19 protein-coding genes and 2 tRNA genes are annotated in these 19,492 nt (G+C 42.8%); 20 read left to right on the top strand and 1 reads right to left on the bottom strand.

What is annotated here, in order from left to right; genetic code table 11:
* Positions 1 to 331 precede the first annotated feature (331 nt).
* The 18 genes from gltX to DFR58_RS17780 all read left to right on the top strand — a co-directional run bounded on the left by gltX (position 332) and on the right by DFR58_RS17780 (position 17,696).
* On the top strand, positions 332 to 1,810 hold the full coding sequence (gltX, locus tag DFR58_RS17865; RefSeq protein ID WP_114299219.1) for a glutamate--tRNA ligase: 1,479 nt from the start codon (positions 332 to 334) through the stop codon (positions 1,808 to 1,810).
* A gap of 26 nt (positions 1,811 to 1,836) precedes the next feature.
* A complete protein-coding gene (locus DFR58_RS17860) occupies positions 1,837 to 3,525 on the top strand; it encodes a glutamine--tRNA ligase/YqeY domain fusion protein (protein WP_114299218.1) in 1,689 nt (562 codons plus the stop codon).
* A 135-nt stretch (positions 3,526 to 3,660) separates the two neighbouring features.
* Positions 3,661 to 3,735 (top strand) — tRNA-Gly (locus DFR58_RS17855).
* Between the two features lie 68 nt (positions 3,736 to 3,803).
* Positions 3,804 to 3,877, top strand: a tRNA-Gly gene (locus tag DFR58_RS17850).
* Positions 3,878 to 4,410: 533 nt separating this feature from the next.
* Positions 4,411 to 6,507 (top strand): sodium-translocating pyrophosphatase, encoded by a 2,097-nt coding sequence (locus DFR58_RS17845; protein ID WP_114299217.1) that lies wholly within the window; start codon positions 4,411 to 4,413, stop codon positions 6,505 to 6,507.
* Positions 6,508 to 6,633: 126 nt separating this feature from the next.
* Positions 6,634 to 7,590, top strand: a complete 957-nt coding sequence (gene hprK, locus DFR58_RS17840) for an HPr(Ser) kinase/phosphatase (RefSeq protein WP_114299216.1) — start codon at positions 6,634 to 6,636, stop codon at positions 7,588 to 7,590.
* Positions 7,581 to 8,306: a phosphatase gene (locus tag DFR58_RS17835; protein ID WP_114299215.1), complete on the top strand. Its 726-nt coding sequence runs from the start codon at positions 7,581 to 7,583 to the stop codon at positions 8,304 to 8,306. The genes hprK and DFR58_RS17835 overlap by 10 nt, the downstream gene beginning before the upstream one ends.
* A gap of 27 nt (positions 8,307 to 8,333) precedes the next feature.
* Entirely contained in the window at positions 8,334 to 9,248 is a 915-nt protein-coding gene (gene murB, locus DFR58_RS17830; protein WP_479722751.1) for a UDP-N-acetylmuramate dehydrogenase, read from the top strand.
* Between the two features lie 53 nt (positions 9,249 to 9,301).
* A complete protein-coding gene (gene rapZ / locus DFR58_RS17825) occupies positions 9,302 to 10,171 on the top strand; it encodes an RNase adapter RapZ (protein ID WP_114299214.1) in 870 nt (289 codons plus the stop codon).
* Between the two features lie 26 nt (positions 10,172 to 10,197).
* Positions 10,198 to 11,532: a gluconeogenesis factor YvcK family protein gene (locus DFR58_RS17820; protein ID WP_114299213.1), complete on the top strand. Its 1,335-nt coding sequence runs from the start codon at positions 10,198 to 10,200 to the stop codon at positions 11,530 to 11,532.
* Positions 11,533 to 11,633: 101 nt separating this feature from the next.
* The gene (locus tag DFR58_RS17815; RefSeq protein WP_114299212.1) at positions 11,634 to 13,616 is read left to right on the top strand and encodes an amylo-alpha-1,6-glucosidase; all 1,983 of its coding nucleotides are present in this window, start codon (positions 11,634 to 11,636) and stop codon (positions 13,614 to 13,616) included.
* Between the two features lie 91 nt (positions 13,617 to 13,707).
* On the top strand, positions 13,708 to 14,682 hold the full coding sequence (gene whiA / locus DFR58_RS17810) for a DNA-binding protein WhiA (protein WP_114299211.1): 975 nt from the start codon (positions 13,708 to 13,710) through the stop codon (positions 14,680 to 14,682).
* Between the two features lie 3 nt (positions 14,683 to 14,685).
* Positions 14,686 to 14,949: an HPr family phosphocarrier protein gene (locus DFR58_RS17805; RefSeq protein ID WP_114299210.1), complete on the top strand. Its 264-nt coding sequence runs from the start codon at positions 14,686 to 14,688 to the stop codon at positions 14,947 to 14,949.
* A 251-nt stretch (positions 14,950 to 15,200) separates the two neighbouring features.
* Positions 15,201 to 15,536: an anti-sigma F factor antagonist gene (gene spoIIAA / locus DFR58_RS17800; protein WP_114299209.1), complete on the top strand. Its 336-nt coding sequence runs from the start codon at positions 15,201 to 15,203 to the stop codon at positions 15,534 to 15,536.
* Between the two features lie 11 nt (positions 15,537 to 15,547).
* Positions 15,548 to 15,976: an anti-sigma F factor gene (gene spoIIAB, locus DFR58_RS17795; RefSeq protein WP_114299208.1), complete on the top strand. Its 429-nt coding sequence runs from the start codon at positions 15,548 to 15,550 to the stop codon at positions 15,974 to 15,976.
* A 124-nt stretch (positions 15,977 to 16,100) separates the two neighbouring features.
* The gene (gene sigF / locus DFR58_RS17790) at positions 16,101 to 16,856 is read left to right on the top strand and encodes an RNA polymerase sporulation sigma factor SigF (protein ID WP_114299221.1); all 756 of its coding nucleotides are present in this window, start codon (positions 16,101 to 16,103) and stop codon (positions 16,854 to 16,856) included.
* Positions 16,857 to 16,951: 95 nt separating this feature from the next.
* Entirely contained in the window at positions 16,952 to 17,131 is a 180-nt protein-coding gene (locus tag DFR58_RS17785) for a hypothetical protein (RefSeq protein WP_114299207.1), read from the top strand.
* On the top strand, positions 17,124 to 17,696 hold the full coding sequence (locus tag DFR58_RS17780) for a stage V sporulation protein AE (protein ID WP_114299206.1): 573 nt from the start codon (positions 17,124 to 17,126) through the stop codon (positions 17,694 to 17,696). The genes DFR58_RS17785 and DFR58_RS17780 overlap by 8 nt, the downstream gene beginning before the upstream one ends.
* Positions 17,697 to 17,745: 49 nt before the next feature.
* Here the strand turns inward: DFR58_RS17780 and DFR58_RS17775 are convergent, their stop codons facing one another.
* On the bottom strand, positions 17,746 to 18,312 hold the full coding sequence (locus DFR58_RS17775; RefSeq protein ID WP_114299205.1) for a hypothetical protein: 567 nt from the start codon (positions 18,310 to 18,312) through the stop codon (positions 17,746 to 17,748).
* 216 nt (positions 18,313 to 18,528) lie between these two features.
* On the opposite strand from DFR58_RS17775, the gene DFR58_RS17770 reads away from it, so the two are divergent.
* Both DFR58_RS17770 and DFR58_RS22635 read left to right on the top strand, forming a co-directional pair.
* Complete coding sequence (locus DFR58_RS17770) at positions 18,529 to 19,257, top strand: response regulator transcription factor (RefSeq protein WP_170138211.1); 729 nt, start codon at positions 18,529 to 18,531, stop codon at positions 19,255 to 19,257.
* Positions 19,254 to 19,490: a PH domain-containing protein gene (locus DFR58_RS22635; RefSeq protein ID WP_114299203.1), complete on the top strand. Its 237-nt coding sequence runs from the start codon at positions 19,254 to 19,256 to the stop codon at positions 19,488 to 19,490. The genes DFR58_RS17770 and DFR58_RS22635 overlap by 4 nt, the downstream gene beginning before the upstream one ends.
* Positions 19,491 to 19,492: the final 2 nt, after the last annotated feature.

The following is a 19,492-nucleotide window of genomic DNA, read 5'->3' as shown; positions in this document are numbered from 1 at the left end:
TTATACACTAAAAATATTATTTTTTCAAGTGTTTTTGGAATAAAAAAAGCGCGTATTTGCGCCGATTTCCTGAGTTTTGTATGCTGGTTTCTCCTAAAAAATTATGGTGTTAAAGTCTAAAGACGGGATTGAAGCTTAAGGCTTGTGCCGGAGAAAAATACACCCGCAAGCATCCTCGAAGTCAGCTTACTCTTATTTAAGAGTACCTGTGCAGGGGATGTTTGCATTTTTTTAACTAAAAACAGTGGCAATATGGTATAATATCCATTAAAATATTATTTAATAATGTATTGTGTATACAGGTCTATTACAAATAAAGGAGAATAGAAGTATGGCTGCAGAAGTTAGAACGCGGTATGCCCCAAGTCCCACGGGATATATGCACATAGGCAATTTAAGGACGGCTTTATACGAGTACCTGATTGCAAAATCCAATGGCGGGAAATTCATACTGAGGATTGAAGACACGGATCAGGAAAGGTATGTTGAAGGAGCTGTGGATCTTATATATAAGTCCTTGAGGCTTGCGGGCATAAAGCATGATGAAGGACCCGATATAGGCGGGGAGTATGGGCCGTATGTACAAAGCCAGAGAAAGGATTTGTATATGCCTTATGCTAGGCAGCTTGTAGATAAGGGAGAGGCATATTACTGCTTTTGCACAAAGGAAAGGCTTGCGAGGCTGAAGGAAGAGCATGAGGCGGAGGGCATACCCCACAGATATGACCGATGCTGCCTTAGCTTAAGCAGGCAGCAAATAGATGAAAAGCTTGCGGGCAGTGAGCCCTTTGTTATCAGGCAGAAGATGCCCGATTCAGGCTCAACAAGCTTTGAGGACGCTGTTTATGGAGTCATTACCGTTGAAAATGAAACTCTTGACGATCAGATTCTTATAAAATCCGATGGTCTGCCTACATATAATTTTGCAAATGTGGTAGATGATCATTTGATGAAAATTACTCATGTTGTAAGAGGAAGTGAATACCTTTCCTCGTCGCCCAAATATAACCTTCTTTACAAGGCCTTTGGGTGGGACATACCTGTCTATGTGCATTTGCCTCTGATAACAAAGCCTGACGGTGCGAAAATTTCCAAGAGGGCCGGAGATGCTTCTTTTGAGGATTTGCTTTCAATGGGCTATCTGGTTGAAGCGGTAATTAATTATATAGCTCTGCTTGGGTGGAGTCCGGGAGGTACTCAGGAAATATTTTCGCTTAGTGAGCTTGAAGGCGTTTTCAGCGTTGAGGGAATAAACAAGGCACCCGCGGCATTTGACTTCAATAAGCTTAACTGGTTTAATGGGGAATACATAAGAAGGATGTCTCCCGAAGGCTTTCATGAGGTTGCAAAGCCTTATTATGAGGGTGCTATCCGCAATAAGGAGATAGATTTAAAAAAGGTAAGCGCAATTTTGCAGGCGAGGACAGAGATATTGACAACCATACCTGAAAAGGTTGACTTTATAGACCTCCTTCCCGAATACAGTGAGGAAATTTATATCCATAAAAAGATGAAAACCACCTTGGAAAGCTCGCTTAAAAGCCTTATTGCGGCACTTCCTGTGCTGGAGGGAATAGAAGAATGGAGCGATGAGGCGGTGCATGACAGCCTAATATCTTTGGTTGAGAGCATGGGCATAAAGAACGGACAGATGCTTTGGCCAATAAGAACGGCCATTACCGGCAAGGAAGTGACTCCGGGAGGGGCAATAGAAATTGCCGGCATTTTAGGTAAAGAGGAGACCATCAGGAGAATAAAGGCGGGCATTCAAAAGCTGTCTTTGAAAGCCGGAACAGATGCCAATAATTAATGCTTATAAATGGGAGGAACACTAAGATGGAAAGCAAGGACTTAAACTATTCCAATTTTATTCAGGATATAATAAATCAGGATCTTAAGGACGGTAAAAATGACGGCAAGGTACATACAAGATTTCCCCCTGAGCCTAACGGGTATTTGCATATAGGACATGCTAAATCCATCTGCCTTAATTTTGGGATAGCATCGAGAAACAATGGGCTGTGCAACTTAAGATTTGACGACACAAACCCCAGCAAGGAGGATACTGAGTATGTTGAGTCTATACAGGAGGATGTAAAATGGCTGGGCTTTACATGGGATGACAGAATGTTTTACGCATCCGACTACTTTGAGAAGCTTTATGAGTATGCGGTAAAGCTGATAGGCTTAGGGAAGGCGTATGTATGTGATTTGAGTGCGGACGAGATAAGGGAGTACAGAGGAACACTGACTGAGCCTGGAAAGAACAGCCCTTACAGGGAACGTAGTATCGGAGAAAACCTAAGCTTGTTTGAAAGCATGAAAAACGGGGAATTCCCTGACGGATCGAGAGTTCTGAGGGCAAAGATTGACATGGCATCTCCCAACCTGAACATGAGAGATCCTGTTATTTACCGTATTCTCCGCGCTTCTCACCACAGGACAGGCGACAAGTGGTGTATTTATCCCATGTATGATTATGCTCACCCCATATCCGACTATATAGAGGGAATAACACACTCCATATGCACGCTTGAATTCGAGGATCACAGACCCTTGTACGACTGGTGCCTTGAGACTCTGTCGCTTGATCATCCAAGACCCCAGCAGATTGAGTTTGCCCGCCTTAATATAAACTATACCGTTATGAGCAAGAGAAAGCTCTTAGAGCTGGTTAAGGGCAATTATGTAAATGGGTGGGACGACCCCAGAATGCCTACCATATCCGGACTTAGAAGAAGAGGGTTTACGCCTGAGTCCATAAGGGACTTCTGTGACAGGATAGGAGTGGCGAAGACCTCAAGCACTCTGGATACGGCGCTGCTTGAGCACTGTATAAGAGAGGATTTAAATAAGACTGCTAAGAGGGTTATGGCGGTATTAAGGCCTCTCAAGGTAATTATTGACAATTACCCCGAGGGAGCGGAAGAGGAATTTGAGGCCGAAAACAACCCGGAAGCCCCTGATGAAGGAACTAGAATGATTCCCTTTTCAAGAGAGCTATATATAGAGCAGGACGACTTCATGGAGAATCCTCCAAAAGGATATTTCAGGCTTGTACCGGGGGGGGAGGTACGACTGAAGCACGCATATTTCATAAAATGCACCGAAGTGGTTAAGGATGAAAGCACAGGTGAAGTAATTGAGCTTCACTGCACCTATGACCCTGACTCGAGAGGGGGGAATTCTCCCGACGGGCGCAAGGTTAAGGGCACGCTTCACTGGGTGTCGGCTGCCCATGCGGTAGATGCCGAGGTACGGCTGTACGACAGGCTTTTTAAGGAGCCCAATCCCGGAGAGGATGAAAGCCGTGATTATAAAGAGGATCTAAATCCCCAGTCGCTTGAGCTTCTTTCCTCATGCAAGGTTGAGCCAAGCCTTGCAAATGCCGGCGGCGGCTCCAGATATCAATTCCTCAGGATGGGATATTTTTGTGCCGATTCAGTTGATTCAAAGCCGGGAGCACCTGTATTCAACCGCGTTGTAAGTTTGAAGGACTCATGGGCGAAAACATTGAAAAAATAAAACACAAAGCCATGCGGGGAGCAGGGACATGGACTTAAACTTAGCTTAGGACTGTTTTTGCCCCCGCAAATTGTTTCAAAATGGCTATTGACAAAAGCCGCTTATGCGTATATAATATCCTTTGCAGTCATAAGTGCGGGTTTAACTCAGTGGTAGAGTGTCACCTTGCCAAGGTGAAAGTCGCGCGTTCAAATCGCGTAACCCGCTCCATGTTTAATATATAATTTTGGATATTATTGTAAAGTGTTATTATGATATATCGTTTCAGCGTATGATGTGCGGGTGTAGTTCAATGGTAGAACATCAGCCTTCCAAGCTGATTGCGTGGGTTCGATTCCCATCACCCGCTCCACGAAAGAGCCATCTGACTATAGTGTCGGATGGCCTTTTTATGTGTATGGAGCTCTGAAGGAATACACAATATCATATATTAAAAATTTTTAATATTATGATATTGTGTATTCCTTCAGCAAGTATTATAATGTAAAATGGTGAGGGATTTTGATAACTTCACTAATGATGAAAATCAGTTAATTTTTATGTTAATACTGCAGTATTAATTAAGCTATTTTTTATGGTATGGTAATGTTTTTGACATTATTCAGGTTTGATGAAGGAATGTATTGCCAGGTAGTAATACGGTATTATTATTCTACCGTAATTGCTCTTTGATAACTGTGAATTTTTACAAAGCTACTGCTTGATAGTAAGTATTGCATGTCTTTTGTCCGTATAGGGCTTAAGCTTTTTATGCGTGCTTATGTTTTGAGTATTTATTATAAGCTGCTATACGGTGGGCTTTTAAGCAAAATTAAGCTGCCTGCTGTCTTTAAGACGGCTATATTCAAAATTATCATTGTCTGATATCAAGGGGGATGTTTTTTTATGGATTTTAATCTGATAGTTCTGGCTCCGGTCGGTTCAATCATTGCCTTGGGCTTTGCCGCATATCTTGCATTCAGCGTAATGAAGCACAGCGAGGGAACCGATGAAATGAAAAAAATAGCTGCTTCTGTCCGCCAGGGTGCTAACGCATATTTAAAGAGGCAGTATACGGGAGTTGCATTATTTTTTGTAGCCATGGTTATTATCTTGGGCATAATGGCATTTTTAGGCTATCTCACTCCGTTTGTGCCTTTCGCGTTTTTGACAGGAGGATTTTTTTCCGGCCTTTCGGGCTTTCTGGGGATGAAAATGGCAACAAACTCAAATGCCAGAACTGCTAATGCCGCAAAGGACAGCCTTAATAAAGGCCTGAGAGTGGCATTTTCCAGTGGTGCGGTAATGGGTCTTGTTGTTGTGGGTCTGGGTCTTTTGGACCTGAGCATATGGTATTTCTTCCTGGATTGGTTCTATACCGGTCTTCCAGATGCTGAAAGGATTCAAAAGATAACGAGCGCTATGCTGACATTCGGTATGGGCGCAAGCTCAATGGCTCTGTTTGCGCGTGTCGGCGGCGGTATATTCACTAAGGCGGCAGACGTAGGCGCCGACCTGGTAGGAAAGGTAGAGGCGGGGATACCTGAGGATGACCCGAGAAATCCCGCTGTTATAGCCGACAACGTAGGAGATAACGTAGGTGATGTGGCGGGAATGGGCGCCGACCTGTACGAATCCTATGTGGGATCAATAGTATCGACAAGCGCGCTGGCTGTTGCGGCGGGGCTTGGCACAAGGGGTGTTACAATTCCTCTTATAATGGCTGCCATAGGAGTTCTGGCATCCATAATAGGAACCTTTTTTGTACGCTCTGGAGAAAAGGCGGAGCAAAAGGTTCTGCTGGCAGCACTTAGAAGAGGCGTATATATAAGCAGTGCAATAATTGCGGTTGTGTCCTTTTTCCTTGTAAGAAATGTTTTGGGCAGCGAGCATATGGGAGTTTACTGGGCTGTTATAAGCGGGCTTCTTGCGGGAATACTCATAGGCTTCTTTACCGAATACTTTACCTCGGATACATATAAGCCTACACAGAATTTGGCGGGCACATCTCTTACGGGGCCTGCTACGGTAATTATAGGCGGTATTTCGTTGGGTATGGCATCTACTGCGATTCCCGTTATAATAATAAGTGTTGCGGTGCTTGCAAGCTATTACCTTGCAGGTGGTGCTGCTGATTTTGGTATGGGTCTGTACGGCATAGGTATTGCCGCGGTAGGTATGCTGAGTACCTTGGGTATCACTCTTGCAACGGATGCATACGGCCCTGTAGCTGATAACGCCGGGGGTATTGCGGAAATGTCACATCAGAAGCCAGAGGTAAGAAAGCGCACAGATGCCCTTGACTCTCTGGGAAATACCACTGCTGCCACAGGAAAGGGCTTTGCAATAGGCTCGGCGGCACTGACGGCGTTAGCGCTGATCGCTGCGTTTGTTGGTGAGGTAGAGCTGATTGACCCAAGCTTTAAATTTAATTTGTCAATAATGAATCCATCCGTATTAATAGGATTGTTCATAGGGGCTATGCTCCCGTTCTTGTTTGCCGCACTTACAATGAATGCGGTGGGAAGAGCGGCGCAAAAAATTGTTGTTGAAGTAAGAAGACAGTTCAAAGAAATAAAGGGACTTATGGAGGGAACCGCACAGGCTGATTACGCTACATGTGTTGATATCTGTACAAGGTCCGCACAGAAGGAAATGATAGCCCCTGCGTTTGTTGCCATAGTAGCTCCTATCGTGGTTGGACTGGTGCTTGGAGTAAACGGTGTTGCAGGTATGCTTGCAGGTGCCGCGGTAGCAGGCTTTGTGCTTGCCATTATGATGGCCAATTCCGGCGGTGCGTGGGATAACGCCAAAAAGTATATTGAGGCGGGGAACCATGGAGGCAAGGGCTCGGACAGCCATAAGGCTGCAGTAGTCGGCGATACCGTGGGAGACCCCTTTAAGGATACCTCGGGACCTTCTATAAATATATTAATAAAGCTTCTTTCAATGGTGTCAATTGTTTTTGCGGCGTTTATACTGAGCAACTCAATTATAAAATAACAGCATCAGGCGCGTTTAGCAAAGGCTATGAAGAAAATATACGAAACCTTTCGATTTTTGAGGAAGGTTTCTTTTTTTGCCTTTTTAGGGTATAATATCAGTGATAAAATAATTGGGGGTATGGCTATGTACTCAATAACCCTAAGGGAATTAATTGAAGAATTTCAGCTTGAGGTTGTTAGTGATACGGAAAATCTTGATGATATTATTATATCTACTTCGGATATAAACAGATCGGGCTTGCAGCTTGCCGGATACTTAGAGTATTTCGGTACCGACAGAATACAGATTATAGGCAAGGGAGAAACGGCATATATGTCTGAGATGTCTTCCGAAGAGAGATATAAGAGGCTGGATGATTTTTTTAAATGCGGGTTTCCATGCATGGTTGTCGCCAGAGGCCTTGAGATTTTCCCCGAGATGATAGATGTTTCAAAGAAATACAGCATTCCCATAATAAGGACTGAGGATATTACTTCGAGATTCTTAAGCGGGCTTATAAGATATATGAATGTCCAGCTTGCTCCAAGGACTACAAAGCATGGCGTTCTCGTTGAGGTATATGGGGAAGGGATATTGATATTGGGAGACAGCGGGGTGGGTAAAAGCGAGACTGCCCTTGAAATTGTCAAGAGGGGGCACCGGCTTGTTGCCGATGATGTAGTGGAAATCAGAAAGGTTTCCGACAAGACGCTTGTGGGAACCGCACCCGATATAATAAGGCACTTTATAGAAATAAGGGGAATAGGTATACTCGACGTAAAGAATTTATATGGTGTAGGCTCTGTAAAAGTAACTGAAAACATAAACCTTGTAATTAATCTGGAGTTCTGGGACAACAATAAAAATTATGACAGGCTGGGTCTTGTTGACGAATATACCGATATACTGGGAATGATGGTGCCTGCATTGAATATCCCGGTAAGGCCCGGAAGGAATCTCGCTGTTATAGTAGAGGTTGCGGCAATGAATAACAGGCAGAAGAAGATGGGGTATAATGCCGCAAAGGTGTTGAATGAGAGGGTAATGGGTGAAATCAACAGGGACGCGCAGAGTAAAGGGGAGGAAATGCCTTGGAGATAATAATAGATACACATACGCACACCGTTTCAAGCGGACACGCATACAGTACCATACAGGAGATGGCGAGAGGAGCTCGGGACAAGGGAATAAAAATGATTGCAATGACGGATCACGGCCCATCCATGGGGGGAGCGCCCCACCTTTACCACTTTGGGAATTTAAGGGTTATACCTGACGAGATATGCGGAGTCAGGGTACTAAAGGGCGTTGAAGCAAATATAATAGACTATGACGGCAATACCGATATGCCGGACGGGTATTTAAAGAGGCTGGAGTATACAATTGCCAGCTTTCATGACATTTGTATAGCTCCCTCGACTGTAGAGGATCATACAAGGGCAATGATAAATGTATTAAAAAACCCATATATTGACGCTGTGGCACATCCCGGAAATCCACAGTTTCAAGTGGATATAGACAGGGTTGTGATGGCTGCAAAGGAATATAACAAGCTCATAGAAATAAATAACCACTCCTTTTATGTGAGAACGGGAAGCGAGCGCAATTGTAAAACATTTGCGCTAAAATGCAAGGAGTACGGTGTTAAGGTGGTGTGTGGGAGCGACTCGCATATAAGCTTTTCTGTCGGCAGCTTTGAAAATGTGCATAAAATATTGGATGAAGTGGGTATGCCGGAGGATTTGGTGATGTGTACCTCAATAGAGAGATTTAATGAGTATTTGAGTAACAAACAAAACTTTAAAAAATATAATTAATATATATGCCCTAAGGAGAGGTGTTTATTGAATAAGAGGGATATTGAACATATGATGAGAGGGCTTATCAGCAGGGGAACTGCAGTGGCGGATCAGCCTATGAGCAATTATACCTCCTTTAAGGTGGGAGGGCCTGCCGACTTACTGATTGTACCGGGAGATGCAGAGGAGCTTTCTGAGATAGTCGGGGCGTGTAAAAGGGAGGGCATTGAATTTTACATAATGGGTAACGGTACTAACCTGATTGTATCTGATAAAGGCATCAGGGGAGTTGTAATTAAAATATGCGAGAATTTTTGTGCGTACAGCATAGAACAAAATACTGTAACGGCTGAAGCGGGAATGCTTCTGTCAAGGCTTTCAAACATAGCATTGCAAAACGGTCTGGCCGGAATGGAATTTGCGTCGGGAATTCCCGGGACTTTGGGAGGAGCTGTGAGCATGAATGCGGGAGCCTATGGAGGCGAAATGAAGGACATCATAGTCGAAACGGAGTATATGGATCGCGAGGGGAATTTTGGCTCAATAAAGGGTGAAGCTCACAGCTTCGGATACAGAACGAGTGCTATACAGGAGATGGGCTGCATAGTTATAAGATCGGTTATAAGGCTCCGGGAAGGGGATAAAGCCTGCATAAAGGCATGTATGGACGATTTCACCAAGAGGAGAAGGGATAAGCAGCCGTTGGAAATGCCAAGCGCCGGGAGCATATTTAAAAGGCCTGAGGGATATTTTGCAGGCAGGCTTATTGAGGACTGCGGGCTTAAGGGGTACTCCATAGGGGGCGCACAGGTTTCGCCAAAGCACTGCGGCTTCATTGTAAACACAGGCAATGCCAAAGCATCCGATATAATATGCCTGATAGAGCATATAAAATCCCAAGTCGGCCTGCGTTTTGGGGTTAATTTGCAGACAGAGGTAAAAATATTAGGAGAGCAATAAAGCTTGCGGTCTTTCTATAGATGACGGACTCTGAAACTCAACAGGAGGTACAAATGAGGTTTGTAATAATTACAGGTATTTCGGGTGCGGGCAAAAGTCAGGTGATAAAATATCTGGAGGATTTCGGATTTTTTTGTGTGGATAACCTGCCGCCTGCGCTTATACCGAAGTTTGCCGAAATATGCTTCCAGAGCAATGATAAAATGGACAGGATTGCGCTGGTTATTGATATAAGGGGAGGGGAGCTGCTCCGTGACCTGTTCCCTGCGCTTGATGATATAAAAAGAGGAGGCTTTTCTTATGAGATACTGTTTTTGGAGGCCTCAGACGAGGTGCTGATAAAGAGGTATAAGGAAAGCAGGAGATCACACCCTCTGTCTCCCGAGGGTCGCCTTATAAATGGTATAAGGCAGGAAAGAGGAATACTTAAGCCTATAAAGGAAAGGGCAAATCATATTATAGACACCTCTAACCTTAGTACAAGGCAGCTTAAGGAGGAAATATCCAATATATTTGTTGAGGGGAAGAGCTTCAGCGGCTTAATTATAAGCATAATTTCATTTGGATTCAAATACGGTATGCCTATGGATTGTGACCTTGTTTTTGATGTGCGCTTTATCCCCAACCCCTATTACATACCTTCCATGAAAAGCCTTACGGGAAAGCAGCAGACAGTCAGGGACTATGTATTGAACTCAAATGAGACTATAGAGTTTATGGGGAAGCTGAACGACATGCTGGAATTTTTGATACCTAACTATATAAAAGAGGGAAAATCACAACTGGTTATAGGAATAGGCTGTACGGGAGGCCGGCACAGATCTGTGGCCATAGCGGATGAATTGTATAAGTCTCTCTTAGGCAGAGAAAATAGTGTAATAGTAGAGCACAGGGATATTGAAAAGGATAACAGAAGGCATTAGGCATCATCACCAAAATGGAGGATGTTATGAGGTTTATTGATTGGTTCAGACCGGGCATCAGGGTCAAAAGATGGATTGTCCTTGGAGCTGTGGGGGTTGCAAGTATCAGCTTCGGACTGTCCTTTCTTGTTACTGAAATATATTTAAGCGCTATTAAAATCATTCTGTCAATACTTTTAATTATTGCAGGCTGTGTATTTATATTTCTTTCGGTAAAGTATGTGGCAAAAACCTTCTTTCACGCTATTTCAAACAGCGGCTTCAGAATTTCGCTTGACTCCGACAGGCTGAGTAATTTGCTTTACGAAAAGCGCATATTGATAAAGGGTCCTAAAATTGTAGCCATAGGAGGGGGAACGGGGCTTTCTACAATGCTTAGAGGGCTCAAGGCATACAGCTCAAATATAACCGCCATTGTAACGGTGGCAGATGATGGAGGGGGCTCCGGTGTGCTGAGGCAGGACTTAGGAATGCTTCCTCCGGGAGATATAAGGAACTGTATTCTTGCATTGGCGGATACCGAGCCCATAATGGAGAAGCTTTTGCAGTACAGGTTTGAGGACGGGCTTTTAAAGGGCCAGAGCTTTGGAAATTTGTTTCTTGCCGCAATGGATGGTATTTCCACAAGCTTTGAAGAGGCGGTAAGAAAAATGAGTGATGTGCTTGCTGTGACAGGGAATGTTCTTCCCGTTACTCTCCAGGATATGAAGCTGTGCGCCGAGCTGGAGGATGGGCATATTGTATGCGGGGAGTCAAATATAGGACGGCATAACCTCTCCCATCCGGGGGACATAAAAAGAGTTTTTCTTGAAAACGAGGATATAATACCCTTGCAGGAGGCTCTTGATGCTATTTCAGAGGCGGATATGCTTATACTGGGTCCCGGAAGCCTGTATACAAGCATAATTCCCAATCTGCTTGTAAACGGGGTTGAAAATGCAATCAAGAATTCACATGCGGTAAAGGTGTATGTCTGCAATGTTATGACGCAGCCGGGAGAAACTGACGGGTATTCTGTTTCCGATCATATCAGAGCACTTGAAAGGCATACATATGAGGGGATATTGGACTATTGTATTGTAAATACCGCAGATATACCCGAGGGGCTTCGACTGCATTACGCAAATGACGGAGCAGAGACTGTAGGGGTGGATTCAGGCATTTTAAATAAGGCGGGAATAAAGATAATAGGAGCCGATTTTGTGAGCATAAAAAGCAATTTTATAAGGCACGATCCGGTAAAGCTTGCGGCTACAATAATGGATCTTGTTGCGGAAACCGTGCTTGCAAAGGACAAGAAAAGGATAATAGATTATTACTATGTTAAGGACAGGTTAAGGAAGCTCTTTGTAGGCTCCTAGCTGACAGTACCTTGTTGTATTGACAAAAAAAGTGAATATGGTAATATAAAGTAGAATCGACGTGAGAAATAGCAAATTACAGTTTTGCGGGAGGTTATTTAATGGAATTCGGTAAAGCCGATTGGAGGACCTTTGAAAGAGGCATAGAAAAGGAATGGCTTTTAACTAACGGGATCGGGGGCTTTGCATCATCCACTATTATATGCGCAAATACAAGAAGGTATCATGGGTTGCTGGTCGCTTCTCTGAAAGCGCCTGTGGAAAGGCACCTGATCTTATCAAAAATAGATGAATGCTTTACAATTAATGGAAAGGATTACAACCTGTATTCATTTCAGACACCGGATTATATAATGAGGGGCTATTACAACCTGCAGAGGGTGTCCATAAACCCTCTTCCCACTTTTACATACAGTGTAGAGGATGCGTTTATAGAAAAAAAGATTTGCATGGTTTACGGGCAGAATACCACAGTAATCCAGTACCGTATTATAAATGGGGCGGCGGAGGCCAATTTAAGGCTTACGCCTCTTATTAATTTCAGAAATTACCATCACAGCTCTCGGAGTGAATTTTTAAAATTTGATGTCAGCAAGGCGCCTAATGGAGCAATTATAAAGCCTGCCTATTTTAATACCGATATAAGCTTATTGTGCGGCGAGGGAGAATTTACGGTATGGGACGGGTGCTATTTTTTTAATATGTATTATGAGGCTGAGAGGGAGAGGGGCCTTGATTATATAGAGGATCATTATATACCCGGGTGCTTTGACATAAAGCTTAAAAGCTATGAAGAAAAGCATGTGACCATTATAGCTACCTTAGAAAAGGAAGTAAAGGACTGCTGCGGTGAGAAGCTGATAAGCGCCGAGGAGAAGAGGCTTAAGGCTCTGGTGAGTACCGCGGGGTATGGCGATGAGCTTGCGGACAGGCTTGTTATGGCGTCTGACGCATTTATTGTTCACAGGGAATCTACAAAGTCAAGGACCATTCTGGCAGGGTATCCGTGGTTTACCGACTGGGGAAGGGATACAATGATCGCTTTTACGGGTATTACCCTTGCGACAAAGAGATTTGAGGATGCACGGGACATATTATATACCTTCTCAAGGTATGTAAAGGATGGGCTTGTACCCAATGTATTTCCCGACGACGAGTCCCATGAACCCGCGTATAACAGTGTGGATGCCGCTCTATGGTATTTTGAGGCGGTAAACAAGTATATAGAGCATACCGATGATTTAAAGTTTATAAATGAAAACATATATATGGTATTAAAAGACATTATTGGGCACTATATTAAAGGAACAAGGTTTAATATAGCAATGGATTCCGACTATCTTATTTCAGCAGGCCAGGCGGGGATACAGCTTACATGGATGGATGCCAAGATAGGGCGCTGGGTGGTTACGCCCAGGCATGGCAAGGCGGTTGAAATAAATGCGTTATGGTATAATGCTATTAATATAATGGAAAGGCTTGCCGGTCTAAACGGGGATGACGCCGGTTATTACAGGTCTATAGCCGAAAAGGCCCGGAAATCCTTTGAAGCTGCCTTTTGGAATAACCGCAAGCAATGTCTGTATGATGTGGTAATTAATGATTATAGGGATTCCAGCGTAAGGCCCAATCAGATATTTGCCGTTAGCCTGTCTTATCCTGTGATATCGGGAGAAAAAGCAAAAAAGCTGGTTCGTAAGGTATGGAAGGAGTTATATTCCACTTATGGTCTAAAGAGCCTGTGCGGCAGTGACAGGAACTACAGAGGCATTTATACCGGTGACATTCACAGCAGAGACAGCTCCTACCATCAAGGGACGGTTTGGACATGGCCGCTGGGGCATTTTATAACCGCCTTTATAAAAGCTTATGGAAATACTGAAAGCAATAGAAGGCTTGCTCTTAAATTTATAGAGCCCTTAAGGGATCATCTTTCAGACGGCTGCATAGGCTCAATATCGGAAATATTTGATGGAGACGGGTCAAATGCTCCTAAGGGATGCTTTGCACAGGCATGGAGCGTAGGAGAGATTCTCAGGGCATATACAGAGCTTATAGCGCATGGCTCGGGGGATTTGCAATAAAATTATTTTTGTGATATATTGTATTAAGCTCTGCAAAAACAGGGCGGAATATTTGTCTTTATTATAGCAGTCTTTGGATGGGGTGTGTCACTTGTCATTCTCATCATCGGTAAAAAACGAATTATGCAGGATTGAAATAGCGGGAAGGTGCTGTTTGCTTTCCGAATTGGCGGCAGTTGTCAGGATAAGCGGGGTGATAGGCTTCAATGCAAAGGGTGAGGCTAACATTAAGGTCGTAACTGAAAACGCTGCTTTTGCGCGCAAGCTTTTTACTAATATAAAGAAAATATACAACATCTATCCTGAGGTTGTGGCCAGAAAGAGCAAAAAACTAAAAAAGCATACTTCATATATACTGGTAATAACTGATCTGGCAGGTGCCGGGCAGATACTGGAGGATATCCGCATGACTGCCAGAAACAAAAGGGGGGCCAGCTTTTTAAACAGTGCCGCGGACTCATCATTATTTGGGGATAATAAATTTAAAAAGCCCTGCTGTAAAAAGGCATATCTCAGGGGTGCCTTTCTGTCCGGAGGGTCTATAAGTGATCCTGAAAAGACCTATCATCTTGAAATATCCAATCACAGCAGAGAGGCTGCTGCCCAAATACAGATGCTTATGAACGGGTTTGGCTTAAATGCCAAGATAGTAAAACGAAAAGGCACATATGTTACCTATTTAAAGGAAGGTGAAAACATAGTGGACTTTTTGAATATAATAGGAGCGCATACTTCCTTGCTGGAGCTTGAAAATGTGCGTATTCTTAAGGAAATGAGGAATAATGTAAACAGGATTGTCAATTGTGAAACCGCCAACCTTGAAAAAACCGTTACAGCTTCAGTCAGGCAGGTGGAGAACATTAAATATATAAGAGACACCTTGGGCTTCGATAACCTTCCCGATAATTTGAGAGAGGTTGCCGAGCTGAGGCTTAACTATAGCGACGCAAATTTAAAGGAATTGGGTCAAATGCTTAGTCCTGCCTTGGGCAAATCGGGTGTAAACCACAGATTGAGAAGATTAGATGAGATTGCAGAGAATGCCAGAAACTTGGAGGAGGAGTAATTAATGGTTGAGAGTACTGTTGAGATATCGAATTCAACCGCGCTTCATGCCAGACACGCCGCTTTGTTTGTTCAGACTGCGGGAAAGTTTACTTCACATATTTGGATAATAAAGTCGGATAAGAAGGTAAATGCCAAGAGCATAATGGGATTGATGTCTTTGACTGCCGTTCAAGGGTCTCAAATTACTATCGGAGCCGAGGGCGAGGATGAGCATTTGGCGGTTAAAGAGCTGACAGAGCTTATGTCCTTGGGTTTTAAGGAATAAGAATTGCCCGATATTGAAACTTAAATGCTGTACATGGGGCGAGCGCAAAGCAAGTGCTTAAATACAATGTGCTTTGCAGTCGGCTCGTTTGTCTTTTTATAGAGAAATAAAAATCTATATCTTACATAATATTGCAATTTTCTTTGAAGGGTTTTTCTGAAGGATAGAGAATAGATTAAGATGGGGCTTAATATGGTCATAATTGTAAAATAATTATTTGCGTACAATATGTTATGGGGAGGCGTGTACATTTGCAGGTTAAATTTTCAAGCAGAGGCTCTACACTGATAGTTGCAATATATGGGGAAATGGATCATCATTCCGCCGAATATATCCGTGAAAAGGTTGACGGAGAGATGATGAAATCCACCACTAAAAATGTAGTTTTTGACTTTTCAAGGGTTACTTTTATGGATAGCTCGGGGATAGGGGTAATAATGGGAAGATATAAGAATATTCAAAAGCTGAATGGAAAAGCTGTAATAGCAAATGTCAACTCACAGGTGAAGCGTATTTTTGAAATGTCGGGACTTTTAAGGATAATGCCTGTATACGATAATATAGACACTGCTGTCAGCAGCATGTGAGGAGGAAAAAAATGCAGCCGATAAATGAAATGAAACTTGAGTTCTTGAGCAGATCAAGCAATGAGGCATTCGCAAGAGTTGCCGCCGCGGCCTTTGTTTCACAGCTTGACCCTACTCTCGAGGAGCTTGCCGATATAAAGACCTCTGTTTCGGAGGCGGTGACAAACTGCATAATACACGGATATGAAAACGGGGATGGGTACATAAAAATGAGCTGTATGCTTTATGAGAATTCTGCGGAAATCACCGTATCGGATCAGGGCAGGGGAATAGATGACATTGAAATGGCAAGACAGCCGTTATATACGTCAAAGCCTGAGCTTGAAAGATCGGGAATGGGCTTTACCGTTATGGAGACGTTTATGGATGAAATTAAAATAATTTCTGAGCCGGGTATGGGTACAACTATTAAAATGTTTAAGAGATTCAGCCCAAAATAAGGAATTTAATAATTTACAAAGCGGGAAATAGTATTTTTTTTTGAGCAATGGTGTAAAAATAAGTAAATTAAGCAATAATATGCATATAGGATTATTTATATGCATGAGAGGCTTAGGAGAATTTATGAATGATTTTTATAATAAGGACTATAGTGAAGAAGATGTGCTTGAGCTTATAAAAAGGACTAAAGAAGGGGATAAGGATGCTCAGGCCTTTCTGGTGGAAAAGAATATAGGGCTGGTATGGAGCATAGTGAAAAGATTTCAGAACCGGGGGTATGAAACGGAGGATATTTTTCAGATAGGCTGCATAGGGCTTATAAAGGCGATAAATAAGTTTAACCAATCCTTTGAGGTGAAGTTTTCGACCTATGCCGTGCCTATGATAATAGGTGAAATAAAAAGGTTTATAAGAGATGACGGAATTATAAAGGTCAGCCGTTCACTAAAGGAGATTTCCAATAAAGCCAGGGTAACAAAGGAAATTATGAGCAAGGAGCTTGGGCGCGAGCCCTCAATAAGTGAGATGTCAATAAGGCTCAATATACCTGCGGAGGAGCTGGTAATGGCTATGGAGGCAGGGTGCTCCCCCGAATCTCTGTACAGCACGGTGGGGGAAGGGGACAACTCTCCCATGCTTTTAATTGACAGAATAAACGGAGAGGCAAATAATAATGAGGTGGAGCTCATAGATAAGCTTGCGCTAAGACAAATACTAGATACGCTGGGCCCTAGGGAAAAGCAGATAATTATCCTCAGATATTTTAAGGAAAAGACCCAGTTTCAGATTGCAAAGCTGCTTGGAATATCTCAGGTTCAGGTATCGAGGATTGAGAAGAGAATACTGCAGGAAATAAGAAAAAAAATTAACTGCGTATAAGCGGGCAATGTGCAAAATTTTGCATATTGCCTTTATTTTTTGAAATACTATTTAAAGATTTGCTTTGAACGGGACTTAGATATGGAGGGTAATATATGACGGGTGTTTTTGGCAGACATAAGGCAGTGATATTTATAGTGCTGGCGCTCATTGCAATAGGGGTGGCTGTGGGCATATTTTTTCTTACTCATAATTCACAGAAGTCTTATACCAAAGGTGTTTTTGTGATGTCGGCGATGCCGAAGGATATAAAATGGCAAGGGATTTATGGATAAGCACAATGTAATTATTGTTACCGACGGGGACAGGTCGGCCAGACATGCCATGGAGACAGCGGCGGCAAACATAGGGGGAAGATGCATTTCGGCATCCGCCGGGAATCCCACTGCATTGACGGGATATCAGATTGTGTCTCTGATAAAAACAGCCGGGTCTGACCCTGTGGTGGTTATGGTGGATGACAGGGGCAAGGAGGGTGCAGGGAAGGGGGAGTATGCCATGAAAATAATAATGCAAAGCGAGGCTGTCAATGTTTTGGGTATAGCTGCCGTATCCTCCAATGGAAGTGATTGCAACGGATTAAAGGTCACCTGCTCTGTAACCAAGGAAGGGCGGGTTATAGAAGGTGCGGTAGACAAGTACGGCAATGCTACCGGCGGAAATGAGATATGCGGGGATACCTTGAGTGTTTTGAATGGAATGGAGAATATCTTGGTGGTTGGAATGGGAGATCCGGGAAAGATGGATTTCTATGACGAGGTATACAAGGGAGCGCCGGTATCCACAAGGGTTTTAAGGGAAATAATAAAAAGGAGCGGCTACAGGCAGCGCATTAACTAAAATTGTTTTTGTAAATTTACAGTTGCTTGTCTGCCGGTCTTTTTGAAGATCATTTAACAACAATCTTCAATTCTTCGGGCGGGATGACGCTAATATTTTTTGCGTCCTCTTCTAATGAAAATGCCGCACCAACCTTTACGGTATATTCGCCTTCAGGCAGGTACAGATAAGTTTCAGAATAGAACTTTTCCCAGAAATCAGCTCTCGGATCATCAGCGGAAAACCCTCCGTTTTTTGAGTAATCAAATTTATAGAGCTTCTCCCTTTCCAACTCTGTTGATTTTAAGATATCATTAACTATGCCTCCGATGTTAAAATCCTTGCCATCAGAAATATAAAAGTTTATATAAGGCTCACCATGCCATATTTTTATATGGTCATTCTCTCCCATGTACTTCAAGGTTGCCCAAATATTAATTTTATCAGAAGTACTATATGTAATCTTATCGGAATATAATTTCAACTCAAAGAGTTTGCTGTAATCCTGCATATCTTCACCTGTGCCTGAAACTGTCTCAGGCTCCATTTGTGGCAAAGCAGCCTTATCGTGACATCCTGTCAGGGAAAGCATTATTATAACAGAAAAAAACAATACTACAATCTTACAAATGTTCATAGCCGGCTCCTCAATTCTTTCTATAAAAGTTTTCGATAATTTTGACTATGGCTTTTAAAAAAAAGTTCCAAATTATAATATGAGAGAGTGGGATTAACGTTTTGGCTCTTTTGATGCTCGTCTGCCGCTTAATTTACCTTGTCTTTACATTTAATTAATATTGCTTTAATTACCCTAAGACATAATAAAGTAAAAAAGCCCGCCGGGAGTATGTCTATGAAATCTGTTCTGATTATAGATAACAATAAAAATATAAGAAAAATGTTAAGAGACGATCTGAAAAAAAAGGGCTATAAGGTTTATAGCTCGGATGTGGGGAAAAAGGGAGTGGTAAAGGCTAAGGAAAAAAGCTTTGATATAATTGTTACAGAGGTATCATTTCCTGATATGGAGCAGTTCGACATTATAAGACAAATAAGGGCCGAGCCCTCTTTAGTAAGGACACCGCTGCTTGCGATATCGGATAAGTCGGATGACTTAAGCGTAGTGCTGGCACTCGAGCTTGGAGCGGATGATTATATAATAAAGCCGTTTAGCTTTCAGGAAATGGCTGCAAGGATAAAATCACAGCTTAAATTTCTAGGAGGCGTTAAAATATGGAATCAACCGGCAATGCCTGCTCTGAAGTACGGGGATATTGTGATAAATCCCGAGGAAGGAAGTGTTTGTGCTGCCGGAAATGAGATAATTTTAAATTCAAGGGAATTTGAAATTTTATATCTTTTAATAAAGAATAAAGGCAAGTCGCTTAAGAGAAATTTTTTAGTTGAAAGGGTATGGGGGGAAATTACCGACGAGACTTGCGATATGCTGGATATTTGCATGGACACAATAGCTCTAAAAATATCCCAATGGTCGGGCTATGGTTTAAATATTTTAAGGGATGAAAATTCAGCATACAGGATATGGCTTGAGCCTAAGGATGGGGAGATTAGGGTGCAATAACAAAGGAGCGTGCCGCAGGGCAAACCACTTCTTCACCTGCCTTATCTTTAGACAGACTAAAAATAGAACATAATAGTTGTATTACAATAATCTCACCAAGAGATAATGTGAAGTTCCTTCATGAAATATGTAGGGGCAGACCTATGTGTCTGCCCTCAAATTTCTCCGTGTTTGTAGGTAATTCAGGGCAGACACGCAGGTCTGCCCCTACGACGATTTCGACAAAAGAATAAAA

This window comes from Anaerobacterium chartisolvens (assembly GCF_003337415.1).
GTDB classification, from domain to species: Bacteria; Bacillota; Clostridia; order Acetivibrionales; family DSM-27016; genus Anaerobacterium; species Anaerobacterium chartisolvens.
Note: the sequence above shows the minus strand (reverse complement) of the source record. Positions and strands in the feature narration are given on the sequence as shown.

Excerpts from the sequence above, each read along its gene's own strand:
- gltX (WP_114299219.1), top strand. The coding sequence starts at position 332 with ATGGCTGCAGAAGTTAGAACGCGGTATGCCCCAAGTCCCACGGGATAT.
- DFR58_RS17860 (WP_114299218.1), top strand. The coding sequence starts at position 1,837 with ATGGAAAGCAAGGACTTAAACTATTCCAATTTTATTCAGGATATAATA.
- DFR58_RS17845 (WP_114299217.1), top strand. The coding sequence starts at position 4,411 with ATGGATTTTAATCTGATAGTTCTGGCTCCGGTCGGTTCAATCATTGCC.
- hprK (WP_114299216.1), top strand. The coding sequence starts at position 6,634 with ATGTACTCAATAACCCTAAGGGAATTAATTGAAGAATTTCAGCTTGAG.
- rapZ (WP_114299214.1), top strand. The coding sequence starts at position 9,302 with ATGAGGTTTGTAATAATTACAGGTATTTCGGGTGCGGGCAAAAGTCAG.
- DFR58_RS17820 (WP_114299213.1), top strand. The coding sequence starts at position 10,198 with ATGAGGTTTATTGATTGGTTCAGACCGGGCATCAGGGTCAAAAGATGG.
- DFR58_RS17815 (WP_114299212.1), top strand. The coding sequence starts at position 11,634 with ATGGAATTCGGTAAAGCCGATTGGAGGACCTTTGAAAGAGGCATAGAA.
- DFR58_RS17805 (WP_114299210.1), top strand. The coding sequence starts at position 14,686 with ATGGTTGAGAGTACTGTTGAGATATCGAATTCAACCGCGCTTCATGCC.
- spoIIAB (WP_114299208.1), top strand. The coding sequence starts at position 15,548 with ATGCAGCCGATAAATGAAATGAAACTTGAGTTCTTGAGCAGATCAAGC.
- sigF (WP_114299221.1), top strand. The coding sequence starts at position 16,101 with ATGAATGATTTTTATAATAAGGACTATAGTGAAGAAGATGTGCTTGAG.
- DFR58_RS17785 (WP_114299207.1), top strand. The coding sequence starts at position 16,952 with ATGACGGGTGTTTTTGGCAGACATAAGGCAGTGATATTTATAGTGCTG.
- DFR58_RS17780 (WP_114299206.1), top strand. The coding sequence starts at position 17,124 with ATGGATAAGCACAATGTAATTATTGTTACCGACGGGGACAGGTCGGCC.
- DFR58_RS17775 (WP_114299205.1), bottom strand. The coding sequence starts at position 18,312 with ATGAACATTTGTAAGATTGTAGTATTGTTTTTTTCTGTTATAATAATG.
- DFR58_RS17770 (WP_170138211.1), top strand. The coding sequence starts at position 18,529 with ATGAAATCTGTTCTGATTATAGATAACAATAAAAATATAAGAAAAATG.